16 protein-coding genes are annotated in these 20529 nt (G+C 37.8%); 4 read left to right on the forward strand and 12 right to left on the reverse strand.

From position 1 onward, the window contains the following. Nucleotides 1–325 precede the first annotated feature (325 nt). Nucleotides 326–3142, forward strand: coding sequence for a cation-translocating P-type ATPase (locus bsdcttw_RS17310; protein ID WP_185256079.1), 2817 nt, complete (start codon nt 326–328; stop codon nt 3140–3142). A 76-nt stretch (nt 3143–3218) separates the two neighbouring features. On the opposite strand, the gene bsdcttw_RS17315 is transcribed toward bsdcttw_RS17310, so the two are convergent. From bsdcttw_RS17315 to bsdcttw_RS17335, 5 genes are all read right to left on the reverse strand, one after another. Beyond that, nucleotides 3219–4916, reverse strand: coding sequence for a peptide ABC transporter substrate-binding protein (locus bsdcttw_RS17315; protein ID WP_185256080.1), 1698 nt, complete (start codon nt 4914–4916; stop codon nt 3219–3221). A gap of 138 nt (nt 4917–5054) precedes the next feature. Next, complete coding sequence (locus tag bsdcttw_RS17320; RefSeq protein WP_185256081.1) at nt 5055–6032, reverse strand: ABC transporter ATP-binding protein; 978 nt, start codon at nt 6030–6032, stop codon at nt 5055–5057. After that, nucleotides 6032–7030: an ABC transporter ATP-binding protein gene (locus bsdcttw_RS17325; RefSeq protein WP_185256082.1), complete on the reverse strand. Its 999-nt coding sequence runs from the start codon at nt 7028–7030 to the stop codon at nt 6032–6034. The genes bsdcttw_RS17320 and bsdcttw_RS17325 overlap by 1 nt, the downstream gene beginning before the upstream one ends. A 19-nt stretch (nt 7031–7049) precedes the next feature. Then, on the reverse strand, nt 7050–8093 hold the full coding sequence (locus bsdcttw_RS17330; RefSeq protein WP_185256083.1) for an ABC transporter permease: 1044 nt from the start codon (nt 8091–8093) through the stop codon (nt 7050–7052). Between the two features lie 12 nt (nt 8094–8105). Further along, entirely contained in the window at nt 8106–9023 is a 918-nt protein-coding gene (locus tag bsdcttw_RS17335; protein ID WP_185256084.1) for an ABC transporter permease, read from the reverse strand. Between the two features lie 503 nt (nt 9024–9526). Between bsdcttw_RS17335 and bsdcttw_RS17340 the strand changes: the two genes are divergently transcribed. Then, nucleotides 9527–9736 carry a hypothetical protein gene (locus bsdcttw_RS17340; protein WP_185256085.1) on the forward strand — a complete coding sequence of 70 codons (210 nt, stop codon included), beginning with the start codon at nt 9527–9529 and terminating at the stop codon, nt 9734–9736. 63 nt (nt 9737–9799) lie between these two features. Here the strand turns inward: bsdcttw_RS17340 and eno are convergent, their stop codons facing one another. Continuing rightward, on the reverse strand, nt 9800–11119 hold the full coding sequence (eno, locus tag bsdcttw_RS17345) for a phosphopyruvate hydratase (protein ID WP_185256086.1): 1320 nt from the start codon (nt 11117–11119) through the stop codon (nt 9800–9802). A 240-nt stretch (nt 11120–11359) separates the two neighbouring features. On the opposite strand from eno, the gene bsdcttw_RS17350 reads away from it, so the two are divergent. Together bsdcttw_RS17350 and argH are read left to right on the forward strand one after the other, a co-directional pair. Then, nucleotides 11360–12862: a carboxypeptidase M32 gene (locus tag bsdcttw_RS17350; RefSeq protein ID WP_185256087.1), complete on the forward strand. Its 1503-nt coding sequence runs from the start codon at nt 11360–11362 to the stop codon at nt 12860–12862. Between the two features lie 308 nt (nt 12863–13170). Beyond that, on the forward strand, nt 13171–14547 hold the full coding sequence (argH, locus tag bsdcttw_RS17355) for an argininosuccinate lyase (protein ID WP_185256088.1): 1377 nt from the start codon (nt 13171–13173) through the stop codon (nt 14545–14547). 93 nt (nt 14548–14640) lie between these two features. Here the strand turns inward: argH and bsdcttw_RS17360 are convergent, their stop codons facing one another. From bsdcttw_RS17360 to bsdcttw_RS17385, 6 genes are all read right to left on the reverse strand, one after another. Further along, the gene (locus bsdcttw_RS17360) at nt 14641–15306 is read right to left on the reverse strand and encodes an ABC transporter ATP-binding protein (protein WP_185256089.1); all 666 of its coding nucleotides are present in this window, start codon (nt 15304–15306) and stop codon (nt 14641–14643) included. Next, entirely contained in the window at nt 15303–16505 is a 1203-nt protein-coding gene (locus tag bsdcttw_RS17365) for a hypothetical protein (protein WP_185256090.1), read from the reverse strand. Before bsdcttw_RS17365 ends, bsdcttw_RS17360 begins: the two co-directional genes overlap by 4 nt. 4 nt (nt 16506–16509) lie before the next feature. Next, nucleotides 16510–17604: an ABC transporter permease gene (locus tag bsdcttw_RS17370; RefSeq protein WP_185256091.1), complete on the reverse strand. Its 1095-nt coding sequence runs from the start codon at nt 17602–17604 to the stop codon at nt 16510–16512. Between the two features lie 389 nt (nt 17605–17993). Beyond that, a complete protein-coding gene (locus tag bsdcttw_RS17375; protein WP_185256092.1) occupies nt 17994–18626 on the reverse strand; it encodes an SdpI family protein in 633 nt (210 codons plus the stop codon). Next, on the reverse strand, nt 18619–18939 hold the full coding sequence (locus bsdcttw_RS17380; RefSeq protein WP_185259857.1) for an autorepressor SdpR family transcription factor: 321 nt from the start codon (nt 18937–18939) through the stop codon (nt 18619–18621). The genes bsdcttw_RS17375 and bsdcttw_RS17380 overlap by 8 nt, the downstream gene beginning before the upstream one ends. A gap of 13 nt (nt 18940–18952) precedes the next feature. Continuing rightward, entirely contained in the window at nt 18953–20524 is a 1572-nt protein-coding gene (locus tag bsdcttw_RS17385; protein ID WP_185256093.1) for a hypothetical protein, read from the reverse strand. Between the last annotated feature and the right edge of the window lie 5 nt (nt 20525–20529).

Here is a 20529-nt window from a genome sequence, read left to right on the forward strand (position 1 = left end):
TAAATTATACCATTGTTTCAGATAGATGTTAATAGTAATTGTAATGAAATCAACAAAAACGGGGATTGCAAAGTCTATGGGAACGGACGATGACCGGAGGATTGGCGTTGGACTTTATTGCTCAAGAACCTTTATTCCACAAAAGCGCCAATCCTCCGGTCATCTGTGTTCTTATATATTTTGATTTCACGCGTTTGCCTTGTATTGAAATAAAAAGGAAGAGCTCATCATATAATTAATTTGACACTAGTGGGAGCTAGTATATAGAAAGAATGAAAGGAGCACAATCCCCTAGAAGAAACGGGATATGCAATAGGTGTGATACATGACCAGTTGGCATAGTATTACGAAGGAGGAAGCCCTGCGGGAATTAGACTCTGCACTTACAGGATTATCAAAAAAAGAAGCAGCAAAGAGGCAGAAAAAATATGGGTTTAACGTGTTAGAAGCCAAGAAGAAAACACCATTATTCCTGCGGTTTATAAGCCAATTCAAGGATTTTATGATATTAACCCTAATCTTCGCTGCTCTGGTTTCCTTTTTTGTATCCTTTTTACATGGTGAGCTGGATTTAGTCGAACCTGCAATCATATTATCTATTATTACCTTAAACGCTGTCCTAGGCGTCCTGCAGGAAAGTAAAGCTGAAAAATCATTGGAAGCACTGCAAAAAATGTCCGCACCTTCCGCCTTGGTTATGCGGGATAACCTCCTTGAAAGTATTGACGCGAAGGAATTGGTACCGGGGGATATCATCTATCTGGAAACCGGTCATTTCGTACCAGCCGATGCCAGGCTTCTAACATCTGTTAACTTAAAGATAGATGAAGCTTCTCTGACCGGTGAATCCCACCCCATTGAAAAGGATGCGGAGGCAATATTAAAGGATAATATCTTACCGGCAGAACGCATCAATATGATCGTTGCCACCGGTATTGTAACTTACGGAAGAGGAACGGCAGTGGTTACTGCAACAGGTATGCATACGGAAGTCGGTCACATTGCCAGGATGATTATGGACGATGAAACTCCTATGACACCTTTGCAGAAACGATTGGCTGCTACCGGAAAGGCTCTTGGAATTGCAGCACTTATTATATGCGTCATTATTTTCCTGGTAGGTATCTTAAAAAATCGACCCATATTTGAGATGTTTATGACTTCCGTTAGCCTTGCTGTAGCTGCTATTCCGGAAGGACTCCCTGCCATCGTAACCATTATGCTCTCTCTTGGAGTTCAAAGAATGGCTAAAAAAAATGCAGTCATTCGTAAGCTTCCTGCGGTTGAGACCTTAGGCAGTGCTACGGTAATCTGTTCTGATAAAACCGGTACCCTTACTCAGAACAAAATGACTGTAACAGAAATCTGTTCCTGCAAGGGCAAGGAAGAACCGGAAGGAAACACCGGAAAATTCCTGCTGACGCTATCCAGTTTGTGTAATGATGCTATCCTGCAAATAACCGGTAAAAGTAAACATCAGAAGGTATCAGCTACCGGAGAACCAACGGAGAATGCTTTAATCCTGGCAGCCTTCCAGATAGGACTAAACAAATCTCAGCTGGATTTACAATTTCCAAGAATTTATGAGATTCCCTTTGATTCAAGCCGTAAGCAGATGACAACGATACATAAGCTTCCAAACGGAGGCTACCGGCAGATTACCAAAGGTGCTTTTGACATATTACTCTCTGAATGTACCAATGCTTACCGCGGCGGGAAGGAAACACCTATCACCCACGTACTGCGTGAACAGCTCACCCGTTTAAATGAAAGTATGACTGCCAAAGCCTTGCGTGTTATCGCAGTCGCATATAAAGATTATCCTGCTGAAAGTTCCTATATTTCAAGACTTAAAAATAAGACCTTAAAAGATGGTATTAATGATGCAGAGCAGGGTTTAACAATGGCAGGACTTATCGGTATGATTGACCCACCAAGACCGGAGGTAAAGGATGCGGTGCTTACCTGTCAAATGGCCGGTATTACACCGGTTATGATAACCGGAGATCATGTTTCGACAGCCTGTGCCATAGCGAAAGAGCTTGGAATATTAACAAAGGATAATTCCAACGACCTTTCTTACTCTAGCCTTAGAGCAGCAGAAATTGATCTAAAAGCTTCTGCCAGATATACAAGTCCCTCTTCTAATCAGGCCATGACCGGTGCAGAACTTTCTCAGATAAGTCAGGAGGATTTAGTAGAACGGATTAAGAATTACCGAGTATTTGCCAGAGTATCACCGGAACATAAAGTTCGAATCGTAAAAGCCTTACAGGCAAGAGGTGAAGTAGTCGCCATGACCGGAGACGGTGTCAACGATGCTCCGGCTTTAAAAGCCGCCGATATTGGTTGTGCTATGGGAATCTCCGGTACGGATGTTGCAAAGAATGCTGCCGATATGATCTTAACCGATGACAATTTTGCCACCATTGTAGCTGCCGTTAAGGAAGGCCGCGGTATCTATGATAACATAAAAAAAGCAGTTCATTTCCTGCTTTCCTGTAATATCGGTGAAATACTAACAATATTTGTGGCGATCCTGTTCGGACTCCCCTCTCCCTTACTGGCAGTTCAGCTTCTATGGGTAAACCTGGTAACGGATTCCCTCCCTGCTATTTCTTTGGGAGTGGACCCCCCTGATAAGGATATTATGAAAAAGAAGCCCCTTCCTCCGGATAAAGGCATGTTTGCAGACGGATTGACCTTTAAGATTATTACGGAGGGTATTTTAATAGGCTCTCTCGCTCTCCTGGCCTTTATTATAGGTATCCGCTTCTTTGACAACAATACTCTTCCTAGTGATGTAATCAGAGATTCTAAAACAGTGGAACTGGCCGCCCTTTCAACCCCCTATGTGGGAAGAACCATGGCCTTTGCCGTATTAAGTCTCTCCCAGCTGTTCCATTCCTTTAATATGAGGAGTGAACACTCTATCACCAAAATAGGTCTTTTTAGTAATATAAAGCTTGTTCTTTCCTTCCTAGTCTGCTCCTTTTTACAAGTTATTGTTATCTCCGTTAAGCCTTTAGCAAATATCTTTAAAGTTGTACCTTTAACCCCTGCCCAGTGGTCCATCGTACTGGTATTATCCTTCCTGCCGATTGTAGTTGTAGAACTTCAAAAGACTAGCAGAAAGAAATAAAAACAGCCCGGAATTTGTAGTGAAACAAATTCCGGGCTTATTTTATTCATGATACTATAGTAAAATGTATGAAGAATTATTCTGTGATATCTGCATACTGGAAGTACCAGTATCCATAAGGTGAATGCCAGGATCCAGTAATCTTAGGACTCTGCAGATAGAAGTCATTATAATAAGCAATCGGGATAACTGCTGTATCTTTCATTACAAGATCTTCTGCCTGGTGCAGGTAGCCGGAACGTGTTTTAGCATCTTTTTCAGCTGCTGCCTTTGCCATTAATTTATCATACTCAGGATTATTGTATTTTGCATTGTTATTACCGTTTGTGCTTACCATAAGTTCAAGCATGTTGGAAGGATCATTGTAATCGAATAACCAACCATCACGGCTTGACTGATAGTCTCCTGCACGACGCATAGGTGTGAAGGATGCCCATTCAACAATGTTTACATTAACTGTAATTCCAAGTTCTTTCCAAGCCTGCTGTAAATACTGAGCAAGAACCTTATGATATCCTGAATCATTGGTGGAGTATTCAATAGTAGGGAAACCTTTTCCATCAGGATATCCGGCATCTGCTAAAAGCTGTTTTGCTTTTGCAAGATTTCCAGCAAAATCATCTACGTTGATATAAGGCTTTCCGCTGTTTGCATTAGCCATAAATGCACTGCCATCCCAGTCAACAACACCGGTTCCGACAAAATTTGTAGCTGCTGTGTAAGTACCCTGCATTAAAGTTTCAGCAACATATTTTCTGTCGATTGCAAGACTTAAAGCCTCACGAACTTTGGCATCAGAGAACTGAGGTAAGGTAGTATTAAGGTCAAGGTAGTATGTTCCTAAATCAGGATCAACGTGGAATTCAGCATTTCCGCTTAAGGAAGGAATTTCAGCGGTAGGAACATCTTTAATCATCATAGCTTCACCGCTCTGGTAAGCACCGTAAGATGCATTCGCATCTTCCATTAACAGTAACTTGATGGAATCAAGTTTGATGGAATCTTTATCACGGTAGTTAGGGTTCTTAGCAAAAAGGATGTAAGAACTGGGTACCCATTCCTTAATGTAGAAAGGACCGTTACATACATAAGATTCAGGAGCAGTTGCCCAAGCATCACCATTCTTTTCGATTGTTGCCTGATTTACGGGAGCAAGTGTTGCAAAAGCAGCTAATTTATCGAAATATACACAAGGATTAGCAAGTGTTACTACGAAAGTTGAATCATCAGGAGCTGCTACACCTAAAGCATCCGGATTACCGCCTGCTGCTTCAGCAAAACCTTTTACCATACCAAGAACAGTCTCAGCATAAGGTGCAGCGGTTGCAGGATCAGCAACACGTTTCCAGCTGTAAACGAAATCCTTTGCTGTTAAAGCAGAACCGTCAGACCATTTTAAGTCTTTTCTTAAATGGAAAGTCCATGTAAGACCGTCTTTGCTTACTTCATAGCTTTCAGCAGCGCCGGGAACAATTTTGTTATCTTTGTCAACATTTAATAAACAGTCAAAAGCAAAAAGAATCATATTACCACCATCAACTGCACTGTTTAATGCAGGATCAATGGTCTCAGGGTTAGGACCGATTTCAGCAACAAGTTGTTTTTCTTTCCCTGTGCTGGAATTGCCTGTGTCGGTGGAACCGCTGTTTGTTGGTGTTGCGGTATTTGTATTTCCATTACTGCTACCGCTGTTGTTGTTTGCCTTACCGCAGGCCCCTAAAACTAATGTGGTCATCATGATAAGAGCTAAAAGAACTGAAAGTCTTCTCTTCATAAATTTCCTCCTTATTTTTTAATTTATATTCAATCCATCATAAAATGGTGGGATTGGATGCATGATTATTTACTGCTAATACATTGGGGGTGACGAGGATTTCACAGGTATAAATTTGAATTGATTATACTTTTTAATTTACACCACTCTATCTAGGTGATGACAAGCAGCATAATGGTTCGGAGAAACTTCTTTCCATACCGGTTCTTCCGCCGCACAACGTTCATCCGCATAAGGGCAACGGGTACGGAAACGGCAGCCTGAGGGAGGATATACCGGGCTTGGTACATCGCCCTTCAATACAATACGATTACTCTCCCTGGTAGTTTTAGGATCTGCAACGGGAATCGCAGATATCAAACTTCTGGTATAAGGATGAACGCTGTGGAAAGTGAGTTCCTTACTGTCAGCCAATTCTACCATTTTGCCAAGGTACATAACACCAATACGGTTCGATATATGCTTCACTACACTCAGGTTATGGGAAATGAAAAGGTAAGTAAGACCCATATTCTGCTGAAGTTCTTCAAACATGTTTACTACCTGTGCCTGAATGGATACATCCAGTGCGGAAATCGGTTCGTCGCATACGATGAATTCCGGATTAACCGCCAGAGCACGGGCAATACCAACACGCTGACGCTGTCCGCCGGAGAATTCGTGAGGATAACGGTTAGCATGTTCTGTATTAAGTCCAACCAGACTTAATAATTCTACAATACGGTCACGGCGTTCTTTTGGATTAGCAGCTAACTTATGGATATCAATCGCTTCTCCTACTATATCGCCTACTGTCATACGAGGATCCAGGCTGGCATAGGGATCCTGAAAAACAATCTGCATTTTTCTTCTGTATGGAAGCATATTAACATGGGTAATATCTTTTCCATCATAGATTATCTTACCGCCAGTAGGCTCATGGAGACGAAGCAACGTACGGCCGGTTGTTGTCTTACCGCAGCCTGACTCTCCTACCAGACCAAGTGTCTCACCTTTATTTACAAAAAATGATACATCATCAACTGCCTTTACGTATCTTTTATCAAAATATCCTTTGCCATGGACGGGAAAATACTGTTTAAGGTGCTCTACCTCAATTAGCTTTTTATTTTCCATTACTCTTGCACCTTCCCTTCAAATTTAGCCTTATCTAGCAGCCAGCATGCACTGTGATGATCATTGCCCAAATCAGTATACTCCGGCATAGTACGCAGACAAATTTTCATACAGGAATTGCAGCGGGGTGCAAAAGGACATCCTGCTGGCGGATTAAGCATATCCACCGGCTGACCTTCAATGGGAACCAGTTTCTTGTGCTCCGTATCATTTAAGTTCGGAACACTTAGGAGTAAACCTTTTGTATACTCATGGGACGGATGGTAAAATATATCGTCTGTGGTTCCGGTCTCTACTACTTTACCGGCATACATAACGGCAATACGGTCGCACATACCGGCTACTACTCCAAGGTCATGTGTAATCAAGATAATTGCCATTCCTAATTTTTGTTTCAGTTCTGTCATTAGTTCCAGAATCTGCGCCTGAATAGTAACATCCAGCGCGGTTGTAGGTTCATCTGCAATCAGGAGCTTAGGTTCACAGGCAAGAGCCATAGCAATCATAACACGCTGACGCATACCACCGGAAAGTTCGTGAGGATACTGCTTTAAACGTTTCTCCGGTTCATTGATTCCAACCAGCGTCAATAATTCTTTGGCACGTTCGTGGGCTTGCTTTTTATTTTTATCGGTATGCAGAAGAATTGCTTCCATAATCTGATTTCCGATGGTAAATACAGGGTTAAGACTTGTCATAGGGTCCTGAAAGATAATGGATACTTCATTTCCTCTTATCTTACGCATCTCACGCTCCGTCATCTTATTAATGTGATGACCGTTAAAATGCAAATCACCGCCGATTATTCTGCCGGGATGTGCTGTCAGACCCATAAGGCTGTAAGCTGTTACGGATTTACCGGAACCGCTTTCGCCTACTATCCCTAATACTTCTCCCTCTGCAACTTTAAATGAAACATCATTTAAGGACTTTACTTCACCTGCAGGGGTAAAAAAGGAGAGTCGTTCATTTTGTATATCTACTAAATATTCACTCATATTATTATCCTCGTTTCACTTAACTCTTCATTTTCGGATCAAATGCATCTCTCAGACCATCACCTAACAAGTTAAAGCTGAGAATGATAAGACTGATAACAATTGCAGGTGCCAGCAACAAATACGGATAGGAATTCAATCCGTTAACAGCATCACTTGCCAAAGAGCCCAATGACGGTAAGGGAATTGCTACACCTAATCCAAGAAAGCTTAAGAAGCTTTCCGTAAAAATGGAGGAGGGAATCTGTAAGGTTGTAGTTACAATTAAAGTACCAATACAATTGGTAAGTAAGTGTTTTCTAATGATACGGCCGCTGGAAGCACCTAGTGCTCTGGCAGCAGTTACATATTCACTCTGTTTTAAGGTAAGGACCTGGCTTCGAACAATTCTGGCCATACCTACCCAGTAAAGAAGGGCGAATACCAGGAAAATACTGATTAAGTTAACGCCAATCACCTGAATCCAATGGAATCCCGGCTTCATAGCGAGGTTTTCCATAGGAGTACGAATAGCAAAGGATATCAATACAATTAAAAGGATATCCGGTATTGTATAGACAATATCTGCTATACGCATCATAATCATGTCGACCCAGCCGCCAAAGAAACCAGCTACAGATCCGAAGGTGGAACCGATAATTAAAATAAGAGCTGATGCAATCAAACCTACAAGCAGTGAAATACGGCTTCCCATCATTACACGAACTGCATAATCACGGCCAAGATTATCCGTTCCCAAAATATGTGGAAATACCTTTTGTCCGGCGTCCTTCAGAGAAATTTCCTGTTTGGAAAAAGTCATGGGTTTAAGATATTCAGACCCTTGAATCTGCTGGTCATATTTATATGGATAAACACTTGGAATAACAAAGGAAAAAATCATAATCAAAATAATTACAGCAAGACTAACCATAGCTACTTTATTCTTATACAAACGGCGCAGTGCATCTTTCCAAAAGCTTACACCGGGGCGCATCAGCACAAGGCTTTGCTTTTCCTCATCAGTTGCTGGTAAAAAATCATCCACGTTCAACTGAAAACTAAGTATGTTCTTATTCTTCATTTCAAACTCCTCCTAATTCAGCTGAATACGTGGATCAATAATCTTATAAAGAATATCCACAATCGTATTCATTATAATTACCAATGTTGCAAGACAGATTGTGGTTCCCATAATAACGGTATAATCACGGTTTGTAATTGAGCTTACAAACTGACCGCCAAGACCCGGAATAACAAATATCTTCTCAACAATAAAACTACCTGTCAAGGTATAAGCTAACAGAGGACCAACATAGGTAACTACCGGCAATACCGCATTACGAAGTGCATGTTTAAAAAGTGATAAAAACTGAGATACACCTTTTGCCTTAGAAGTACGGATATAATCCTGCCCGATAACATCAAGCATAGAAGAACGCATAAGTCTTGTTATATATGCTGTAGGATAAAAAGCAAGTGCAAAAACAGGCAGTACATAACTAGCCGGTGAATTCAAACCAAAAGTGGGAAGTAATTTTAAATGAACACCAAAAATGTACATTCCCACGGTGCATAATACAAAGCTTGGAACTGCAATACCGCATGTAGCAATAACTATAATAAAGTTATCCAGCCACTTTCCTCGGTTTATTGCTGCCGTACATCCTAATGGAATACCAATCAGAATTGCAACAAGAACCGATAATCCGCCTACCCTTGCAGATATCGGGAATTTACTTGATATAATACCTGTAACAGTACGTCCACGTTGTTTTAAGCTAAGACCAAAATCACCGTGAGCAGCATTTACCAGGTAATTTTTATATTGAATTATCAGCGGTTTATCCAAACCAAATTTCTCATTAAGTGCAGCCTGAGCCTGCTTACTAATGGATTTTTCTGCAACAAATGGACCGCCTGGTACCAAGTTCATCAGGAAAAATGTGATCGTTGCAACAATAAAAATAGTTACCAGTGCTGCACCCACTCTTTTAAGTATGTATCTACCCATACAAAATGACCTACCTTCTACAAAATTATTTACTCGATGATATTTCACACCTGTAAGATTATTATGTCCCGTATTTATACAATTATAATAAAAAAAGCCGCACTTTGAGCATGTAAAATACATGTATACACGCCATTGTGCAGACTTAATCTTCTTATATGTATGATATTTTTTTAAAATATATACAGTTATAATAAAAGGTATATATCAACGTAGTTAGAATAGTATAATTCAATTGATTTGTCAAGCAAAACATGATGCATTAATGTATTGAAGTTTTTTCCATTATCGCTTCAAACCGCTAAAGTACTGGGTTTCTGAATATTTAATACATATTATAAATATTTATTCTTAATATTTTTATTATTTACTAATTGAAAAATTATGAATATTCAGTATAATACTATTATAGGAAACGAATAAATAAAACTTTAATTTTTTAATGCCGTAAAATAAAGCGAATACAATAATACAAAATAGCAAAAGAGAAAAGGGATGATTTTATGGATGCATACGAACTTCGAAAGAAACGGGATTTAGCACCCTATAATGACAGTATGCAGGGTGCCTGTACAATCTATGACTATCTAAACTATACGATGGATGTGGACTTATGCCCAAAAGAAAGTCATAAGCTCATTAGCGGCAATGTTATTAAAAGTTTTCGCTGCATTACACTGGAGTCAACTATAGTTCCAACAAACAATAATTAATAAATGAAAGGGTACTCTTTTGAGTACCCTTTTTGTATATTTAATCTTTATCTGCTTTTCTCTTTACTTTTCAGGTTTTACCTGAAAGCAGCTTTTTCCGGGATAAACGGCTGTATCACCTAGTTGTTCCTCAATTCTTAACAACCTGTTATATTTTGCCACACGGTCACTCCTTGAAGGTGCACCAGTTTTTATCTGGCCTGCATTGGTTGCTACAGCAATATCAGCCAAGGTAACATCTTCAGTCTCTCCTGACCGATGAGATACAATAGCTGTCCATTTATTGTTTTTAGCCATTTCAATCGCTTCCAAGGTCTCAGTCAAGGTTCCAATCTGATTGAACTTAATCAGAACCGAGTTAGATACTCCTAGGTCAATACCTTTCTTGATTCTCTTTGTATTCGTAACAAATAAATCATCTCCTACTAACTGAATCCTGCTTCCTAATCTTTGGGTAAGCTTTTCCCAGCCTATGAAATCTTCCTCTGCCAGACCGTCTTCAATGGACATAACCGGATATCTGGTACATAAGTCTTCCAAATAAGCTATCATATCATCCACACTCTTATATTCTCCTGCTTTCCAGAATAGGTACTCTCCTTCTCTGCCGGCCTTTTTTGCTTCTTCAAACATCTCAGTAGATGCTACATCCATCGCAATGCCAAAATCCTTGCCCGGTTCATATCCTGCTTCACCTACTGCTTTTACAATATAATTAAGAGCTTCTTCATCGCTTTTGAATTTAGGGGCAAATCCGCCTTCATCACCAACTGCAGTAACATATCCCTCTTTCTTTAAAAGCTTCTTTAAGGTATGAAATACAGTTGTACTCCATTCCAACCCTTCGCTAAAACATTTAGCCCCTATTGGCATAATCATAAATTCCTGAATATTAAGGCTGGAATCCGCATGTTTACCACCATTTATAATATTCATCATAGGCACTGGCAGAACTTTCGCATTTACCCCGCCAATATACTGATAAAGAGGTAAATGGATAGCTTCTGCTGCAGCTTTCGCAGTTGCAAGAGAGGCACCAAGGATTGCATTCGCTCCCAGTTTTCCTTTATTCTCTGTACCATCAGCTTCAATCATTTTTTTATCAACTTCTACCTGATTTAGAGCGTTAAGCCCTGTTATTTCCTTTGCGATAACTTTATTTACGTTTTCCACCGCTTTTCTTACGCCATTGCCAAGATATCTTTTCTTATCATTATCCCTTAATTCCACTGCTTCAAAGGCTCCTGTAGACGCGCCGGATGGTACGGCGGCCCTTCCGATACTTCCGTCTGCCAATAATACTTCTACTTCTACTGTGGGATTTCCTCTGGAGTCTAAGATTTCTCTTCCGGTAACCTTTTCAATCTCAAAATGTTTCTTCATGCTGCTTTTCTCCTTCTTGCCAGTCAATTCTTTTCTACCGTTTCTATATAAATTCCAACTTTTCTACTCTATATATTATAGACAATCCCTTTACAGGTATTCATAGCACTGCGAAAACATTGCATATTCTATATTTTCTGAGGAATCCTATATTTTAATGCTTCCATCGGCTTTATTTCAAGTTGCTACAAAAAGACAACTTATGTTATACTGGAAAAAAACATTAAAAAAGGAGAATATATGAATAAAAACTACGAGAAATTATGTGAATATATTGAGAAGATAATATCCTTTCGTCAGGCTTTAACCTTATTCGAATGGGATAATGAAACTTTGGCACCGGAAGCTGCCTCTGAAAATACCGCAAAGGCTATCGGTGTTATCTCCGGTGAGTATTTTAAAGCTATGATTAATGATGAAGTAAAGGAGCTGCTTTTGGAGCTTACCAGTACTGAAAATAGTGAATTAGACTTTAATCAAAAAGCCATTGTAAAGAATATGAAGAAATCCTATGATCAAATGGAAACCATTCCTCCTGCGGAGTACCGGGCATATAATGAATTAATTGCAAAAGCGCCGGGTATTTGGGCAAAGGCAAAGCAAAATAAATCTTTTGAAGAATTTGCTCCGACTCTTGAAGAAATTATAGAATATCAGAAGAAATTTGCAGGTTACCGTAGAAAAGACGGTCAAAAGATTTATGATATACTTCTGGATGATTATGAAGAAGGCTTTTCGATGGAAAAACTGGATACATTCTTTAACGAAGTAAAAGCTTCCCTGGTACCCTTACTTCAAAAGGTTACTGCCAAAAAGGACTTGATTGATAAATCTTATAACTATCAGAATTTTGATAAAGACAGACAGATGGTCTTTGCAAAATTCATCAGCTCTTATGTCGGATTTGATTTTACAAAAGGTGTTCTGGCTGAAAGTGCCCATCCTTTTACTACTAACCTTCATAATAAAGATGTTAGAATAACCACTCATCTTTATCCGGATAATTTGGAAAGTTCCATTTTTTCCGTTATACATGAAAGTGGGCATGGTATCTATGAAATGAATATTGATGATGCGATTACCCTTACTCCCGTTGGAGGAGGCAGTTCCATGGGAATTCATGAATCCCAGTCTCGCTTCTTTGAAAATATGCTGGGCAGAAGCAAAGCCTTCTGGGTTCCGGTATATCCTAAATTAGTAGAATATTTTCCTGAGCAATTAAGTGATATCTCTCTGGATCAATTTGTTGCCGGAATCAATAAATCAGAATTAAGCCTAATCCGTACGGAAGCTGATGAATTATCCTATTCTCTTCATATTATAATTCGTTATGAAATTGAAAAGATGATTTTTGAAGGAAATGCGAAAGTAAAAGATCTCCCTGCTATCTGGAATCAAAAATATAAAGAATATCTAGGCATTGAGCCTTCTAATGATGCTGAGGGTATTCTTCAGGATATTCACTGGTCCTGCGGCAACTTCGGATATTTTCCTTCCTATGCATTAGGAAGTGCTATCGCAGCACAAATCTATCATTATATGGAAAAGAAACTTCCGGTAGAGGAATATTTAAAAGAAGGAAACCTTATTCCTGTTGTAGAATTCCTGAAAGAACACATTCATAAGTATGGTGCTACCAAAAATACTTCTGAACTTTTACAAGACATGATGCAGGAAGACTTAAACGCAAATTATTACGTGTCCTATCTGACTGATAAATATACAAAGTTATATCAGCTTTAATATATCCGCTTAAAATATCAGCTTTAATATTATATCGCTTTAATATTATATCCGCATTAAACATAAATATGAGCACAAATACTGAAGTACCGGTTATACGTTTTAATATATAACCGGTGCTTTTATTTAAGCTTACATCTGTCCTGATGCAGTGATAAAAGCAGCAATTTTACCACTGTACATCGTTCTTACATCTGTCTTTTGAATAAAAATCTATCATCTTATTCTTGTATATTTATAAATTATATTGTATAATTAGTTAATTTCAGTGATTAAACTATAAGTTAACGAAAGAACGAGGTAATCAAATGAAGCTTTGGGGCGGACGTTTTACGAAAGAAACCAATGAATTAGTCCATAATTTTAATGCTTCCTTATCCTTTGACAGAAAGTTCTACCAGGAAGACATTGAAGGCAGTATTGCTCACGTAACTATGCTAGCTGAACAAGGAATAATAGAAAAGGATGAATCCAGCTTATTAATAAAGGAATTAAATCAGATTAAGGCAGAGCTGGCAGAAGGAGCCCTGATACTCGATGAAAGGAAAGAGGATATCCACAGCTTTGTGGAATCAGTTCTTATTGAGAGGACCGGTGACATCGGTAAAAAGCTTCATACCGGCAGAAGCCGTAACGATCAGGTGGCTCTTGATATGAAGCTCTATACCCGAAAAGAAATATTAAACGTGATGGAACTGTTAAAAGACCTGGAGTTCCTTCTATTAAAACTTATGAAGGAACACCTTGATACCTTTATGCCGGGCTTTACCCATCTGCAGAAAGCACAGCCGGTCACTCTCTCCCACCATATAGGGGCATATTTTGAGATGTTTAAAAGAGATTACGAAAGATTGAGAGATTCACTCGAAAGGCTGAATTATTCACCTCTAGGAGCAGGTGCCTTAGCTGGTACTACTTATCCTCTTGACAGGGAGTATACAGCAAGCCTCCTTTCCTTCAAGGGAGCTACGGTTAACAGTATGGATTCTGTCTCCGACAGGGATTACCTATTGGAGAGCTTAAGCGCCTTTTCCATTATCATGATGCACTTAAGCCGCTTCTGTGAAGAGATCATTATCTGGAATACCAATGAATATCAGTTTGTGGAACTGGATGATGCCTATTCCACCGGCAGCAGCATTATGCCTCAGAAGAAGAATCCTGATATCGCAGAATTAATCAGAGGAAAGACAGGACGTGTGTATGGTTCGTTGGTTTCTCTTCTTACTACTATGAAAGGCCTTCCCCTTGCTTATAATAAGGATATGCAAGAGGATAAAGAGCTAACCTTTGATGCCATTGATACGGTTAAGGGATGCCTCAAGCTCTTTACGGATATGCTTGCTACAACTACCTTTCAGAAAGAGAAAATGGCAGCCAGTGCCAAAGGAGGTTTTACCAATGCTACAGATGCTGCTGATTATCTGGTAAACCACGGAGTTCCTTTTCGGGATGCCCACGGAATCATCGGACAATTAGTAATCCTATGCCTAAAAAAAGGTACGGCCCTTGATGATTTAACTCTGACGGAATTTAAAGAGGCTTCTCCTGTATTTGAAGCCGACATATATGATGCTATTTCCTTAAAGTCCTGTGTGGAAAAACGGAATACCAAGGGTGCCCCCGGTTCTGAGGCAATGCAGCAGTCCATCATAAATAGTGAAAAATGGTTAATGAATTTGTAAATTGAAACAAATTGATTTATAAGCATACAAGGGCAGAACCTGCGAAGTCAGGCTCAGCCCTTGATATTGTTAGGAGATATCAATATTTATTCATTAATATAAAACACCGTCATTCATTGTTAAAATCTGACTACAATGTTGTGCTATAGCTTGGTCATGTGTAACAATAATAATTGTCTTTCCAGTTTCATTAATTCTGTGAAATATATCCATTAATGCCATACTATTCTTTGAATCCAACGCACCAGTTGGTTCATCAGATAAAATAATTTCGGCATCCATTGCCAATGCTCTTGCAATAGCTACCCTTTGCCTCTGACCTCCTGATAACATTGTAGGATAAACTTTACCTTTATCAGCAATACCTAGCAGGTCCAAGAGTTCTCTAACTGTTTCGCTTCTTTGTTTTTTGCTTTTTTTTGCATATATCATTGGTAATTCTATATTCTGATCAACCCTGTGTCGTTCCATCAATGCAAAATCCTGCAAAATAAATCCGAATTGACTATTTCGAATTTTTGCTTTTTCTTTTAATGAATAAGATGCAATATCTTTATCATTTAATAGATATTGGCCATTGGTTGGTGTATCAATACATCCTAAAATATTCAAAAGGGTAGATTTTCCCGATCCAGACGGGCCCATTATACCGAGCATCTCCCCCTTTTCTACCTTTAGCTGTATATTTTCAAGTGCCTTAGTCTCAAACCCTTTCTCTTTATAGACCTTAGATATATTTTTTAATTCTATCTGACTCATATCGTACTCCTCCGAATCATAACCATAATACTTTGTGAATAAATTTTTATTATTGGATATACCATAATCAATGCACCCAATAGTGTACTCAACCCAAAAGTTATGAATGAAGATACATTTATACCATAGATCGCAAAATTCATAATATTAGCTCCTATAATAAGTACAGCAACTTGTATCCCTACTCTTAATATAATTTCTGATTCACTGGCACCACAGAGAAGGTGAACCGAAAACTCCGACATATACTCTGTAATAAATTGAATTAGATTTCCCATAAGTCCAATAACAGACATAAGTAATATAATCATACACAATAAACTATTAAATAAAACCTTCTCAATGATATCAGCCTGGATATATTCCATTTGCCTATCGAAGCTTTTAAGTTTTAAACCATATAAACCCAATTCATCTGATTTTTTCATAATATCCGTTATTTGGCTCTTATCATTTGTAATATAATATGTAGAAAAAAAATTAAAAGAAAAGGCAAGAGAACTATTATATGTAACCTGATATGGTGTAATAAAATATCCATCTAAGACGATTGTCTCATCACCACGATTCGGGGCAATGTAATAACTTCCTTGTTTTAAAAATCCTAGAACCTTATAGTTTATTCCTCTAGAATCTTGAATAATTTCATATTTTTTTGTATATCTTTGAAATGCAGAACCTAATATAACCGGAATAATTTTATCATTCAAATTATAATTTGCAAACTTCTTGGCTATTTCATTTTTATCTATATCACCTTGAAGGTGAAAAACCTCAATAAAATTAGGTGAAATACTGACACAGTTTAATTGTCTTAAACCATTGTAGCTACTTTGTTCGATACCTCTTGGAGCATTAAAATTATGGTTAACCGAAATTGTCATAGAGGTATTAGCAACATAGCTAACCACCTTAGGTCTACTTTGTGCATACTCATTTAATTCTTTCATCATAGGAAAATATCGGGTATCGTTAATAAGTTGGTTAAATCGAAAATCTTCTGTTGCATTATCTAACATATAGATTTGATTTTCTTCTGTCATCTCTGCTATCGTATTTTCAACCCTCTTATAATCCCATAAGGCATGTAGTATATATGTTGCTAAGCATACTACAATAATAAACTGCAAGAGAGTCCCTGTAAATTTTAAAAAGTGTTTTTTAAAATCGAAAAGAAAGAACCTAATCTGAACTAACATTGATTTACCTCACATTTTCAATAATTCGTCTCTTCCTGTAAATTCCTAAAATCGTCAGAAGTATCAGAAGCCCCTCAACCAACAACATAAAAAATGCAAGACTTACTATCCTAATATCGATTTTTTCTCCAAACAATAAATAAACTGTGGGTATCGCTTGCAATTTAGAGGAAAAGTGGACAATGAGAAATGCCGGCAGCATTCCTAACAGATAACTGGAACCTATTAAAGCAATATATTGTTTTACAATTAGTAAATAAATCTGCCTATCTGTAGCTCCAAGCATTTTTCTAATACCGATTTCCTTTTTTCTCGCGTATATCCAAACGGTTGTGGCTGAGAAGGAATTAATCAGTACAAGACTTCCTCCAATAAATACAATAGCTATCATTTGCATAGAATTTGTCATTAGATTAGAAAATTTAGAAGCATGCTTGCTTAAGCCTTTACTAAAATCAACATTAATATTATTATCTATATTTTCAACATATGCTCCAAGTTTTTCAAAATCACTTATGCTTGATAATCCCGTGTCAAGGATATATGTACCGATAGATGATGTATCCTTTAATTTTTGAGCAGCTAAATTTATGTAGTATAATGTTTCATCAGCGGAATCACCTACCTGACCTTTAAAAACACCTATGACCTCATACTCTTCATTATTATGTAAATAGTATAATGTACCATTTCTATTGGTACAGTCACTAACAATATCTTCAGAAACGATAATTGTATTCGTGTGGTCGACAAAATCTTTTTCATTGAAAGCTCTGCCTGAAACTAGTGGCAATTTGAATCTTTCATCTTCTGAATAAAGAATTCCAATTCCGGCTGTATAAGAATATTGTTTTGCAAATATACAGGTATTATCCATGTTCCTTAGGTATGTAACTAGATCATTTATCGTTGGAACATTATAGTCCTCGTACTCCAATGATCTTAATACCCCAATAGCGTAATCTTCAGATAAACCTTCACAAGCTTTTTTATCTGAAAATTGAAACTTCACAATTGCAGCACTGGCAAGAGTAAGCAAGCATGCAGCAATTGAAAAAATTAATATAAGCAATTTTGATCGATAGAAAAATGATTTCATTACTATCTCCTTGAAAAATCAGTACCGACTAGATAAACTAATCGGTACTGTACTGATTTCTATCTATTGGTAACCCCTGCCATAAGAACACTTAGCAGAAAATTTTAGTTAATTAATAAAAATGTCCCCCATTATAAACCTGCATGTCTTTTACTAGTACAATAGTCATTATATTATATACTATTGTACTAGTCAATAAAATTTTTACCATTTTTAGTTATATTTTGCTATTTTATTTCATAATAGAGTATGGTTGTCTGCCTTTGCGTAAAGAGGAAAGACTGTCATCCAAACTGTTCTTGGCAAAAGACATGTATTTAGTTACTCATTTAAAGACAGAAAAAAAGGGGCGTGATTAAAACCACACCCTTCTTTTTCTTTTAATTTTACTATTTATGATCTTTCCTGTAAATAAGATAGGAATACCCATTTACTGCAATAATCCCTGCCAATAGAAATCCAAAAACAAAATTACTGTATATTCTTTCATTAATTACTCCGGTAGGTAGCATTAGAATTCCTGATATCATAAATATATATCCGCCTGCTTTATGTGTCTTACGCCAAACATTGTCATCGGATAAGGCCCAGGGATTTTTAATACCTACAAAATAATTATTTTTTATTTTAGGAAGATAATTTCCAATTATCATAAAGAGTATTCCCATACCTACCGGCATCAGCAGCTTCATATTAAGATTCATCTTTAATGAGGTAACAACTGTCACCCAAGTGAAAAAAATACACAGTACAACCACTGCCCCACTGATAATACTATAAGTTTTTGGATCATAGTTTTTCTTTCTAGGGTCTATATATTTTAATACATAAAATAAAACATAAAATATTGCCGGCATTGCCCCGATTAAGAACATATACTTTTTGTCAGCATAGCCATTGATTTCAAAATTACTATCCCAATGTATCGGAACAGTCTGCGGAAGCTTTTTATAAACAAGTAAAATACCTATATACGAAAAGATAACAGCCACCCACAATATAATACCTGCTTTTTTACTCATCCTGATTCTCTCCTTGCCCATTCTGGTGCTTTAAATCTTTTTCTTCTATTTCCTCATCATTCTTTGTAATATCAAAAAACCACCGGACTACATCCTGGAATACCGTTGTATTTAACGTATATACAATATTTTGTCCCTTACGTTCATCGTTGATTAAGTCCGCATTCTTTAGAATCGATAAATGATGACTTATAGAAGGTTTGCTGATATTAAAATAGTCTGCTATTTCACCTGCATTCATATCTTTCTTAGACAGTAATTCTAAGATTTTACGCCTGGTGGAGTCGGATAAAGCTTTGAATACATCGTTCATCATAACCTCCTTACTATAAGTTTTGAAACTGCTTCCTTCCATTTTTCATAATATTAAGAGAAAAAATTACGCTTAATACTGCAAGAATTCCTGCACCCATCAATGGTGCCACTGTACCGTTAACAGAAGGCAGTAAAGCCCTGACAACTGTCGGTAACATTGCTGCTGCAATGCCGGTAAACATAGTTGCCAGTACTGCCATACTCTGTTTGACAACCGTAATCTCTGAACTCCAATCAAGTTTTGGTAGAAGCAGATTAAAAAACAAACCACTTATGGAAATATAGAAACCCATACTGATTCCAACGATTAAAAGACATAAGGTTTCTAAAGGTTTAAGGTCAAAACGAACTGCCAGCATGAAAGCATCAATGATAACCAATGGTAAAATCATAATCAGATTCACCGCAATCTTACTTCCGAGTATCATTTTATAGGATACCGGCAAAGACTTCATAATCCAAAGATTCTTACCCTCCAAAGAGATGGAACTGGCACTGATACAAGTAGTTGCCACACAAAAAGCCATTAATTCCGGTAAAAACTGTCTGATCATTCCCACTGCATCAGGTATCTTAAAAAATTTCTGTAAAACATCCGCTGGTAAAACCAGCAAAGCTAAACTAAAAACTGTCAGAAGAACCATACCAAATCCGGTATTGACCACATAATTCACCGATGAAAAATATCTTTTCATCTCTTTTGTATATAAAGCGTAGAACGCTGAACCTGTCTGAATCTTTAATGCTTTGACTTTTCTGTTGATATTTTTTCGATTTAAGGCATTATTAAGAGCCACAAACCGTCTGGCTATCAGCTCCAGAAATATACCAAGGCTTAAGGCTGATATTAGTAGATAGAGTACTATTGCTGTAATCTCTTTTCCCCATACAGCTCTCCTATAGAGAATCGCCAGCGGATAGAGCTTTGTAAGCGTGTTTAAGCTGCCTGCTCCGCCCATATATGGAATTGCCATAAAGACAAGCAAAATAATAAATATTAAAATAATGCTGATTATCTTACTGCTCCGGAATCGGGAAGCTAAAAAAGCAGTCAGCACTCCTATAATCGCAGCCAAAGTCACTGGTACCAACGGCAGCAGAAGTACACCAGCAAAATTAAACAATAACGCTATGATATCCCATCCTGCTATAAGACTATAGGAAATCCCCGTCGGTATCATAATAATGATGGCTGCCGGAAGATTAATAAGATATAAAAGCAGTAATCTGCCTGCAACAACTGTACTGAACTTCAAGGGCAGTGAAAGCAGAAAGTCGAAATCCTTAAAACCGAATAAAACTCCTCCGACCTTGTATATAGTAGTAAAAAACATGGCTACAGAAGCAATCGCTACTGCCAGCTCAGGCAACATCTCAATTTTTCCGATACTCTTTAATACATTACCTATCCCATAACTGTACATAAAGGATACAAAGCATAGAAACAGTGTAAAGACCAAAAGAATTATTTTTGTAATGGGATTTCCGGCTGTTTTTTGCTTTCCTTTCTTACGAAAGGGCAGGTCAAATACCGTCGGAAACTGAATCTTTAATAAACGTATTAACATCGTCCATCCTTTCATATTAG

It is taken from the genome of Anaerocolumna chitinilytica, from assembly GCF_014218355.1.
GTDB lineage: Bacteria > Bacillota > Clostridia > Lachnospirales > Lachnospiraceae > Anaerocolumna > Anaerocolumna chitinilytica.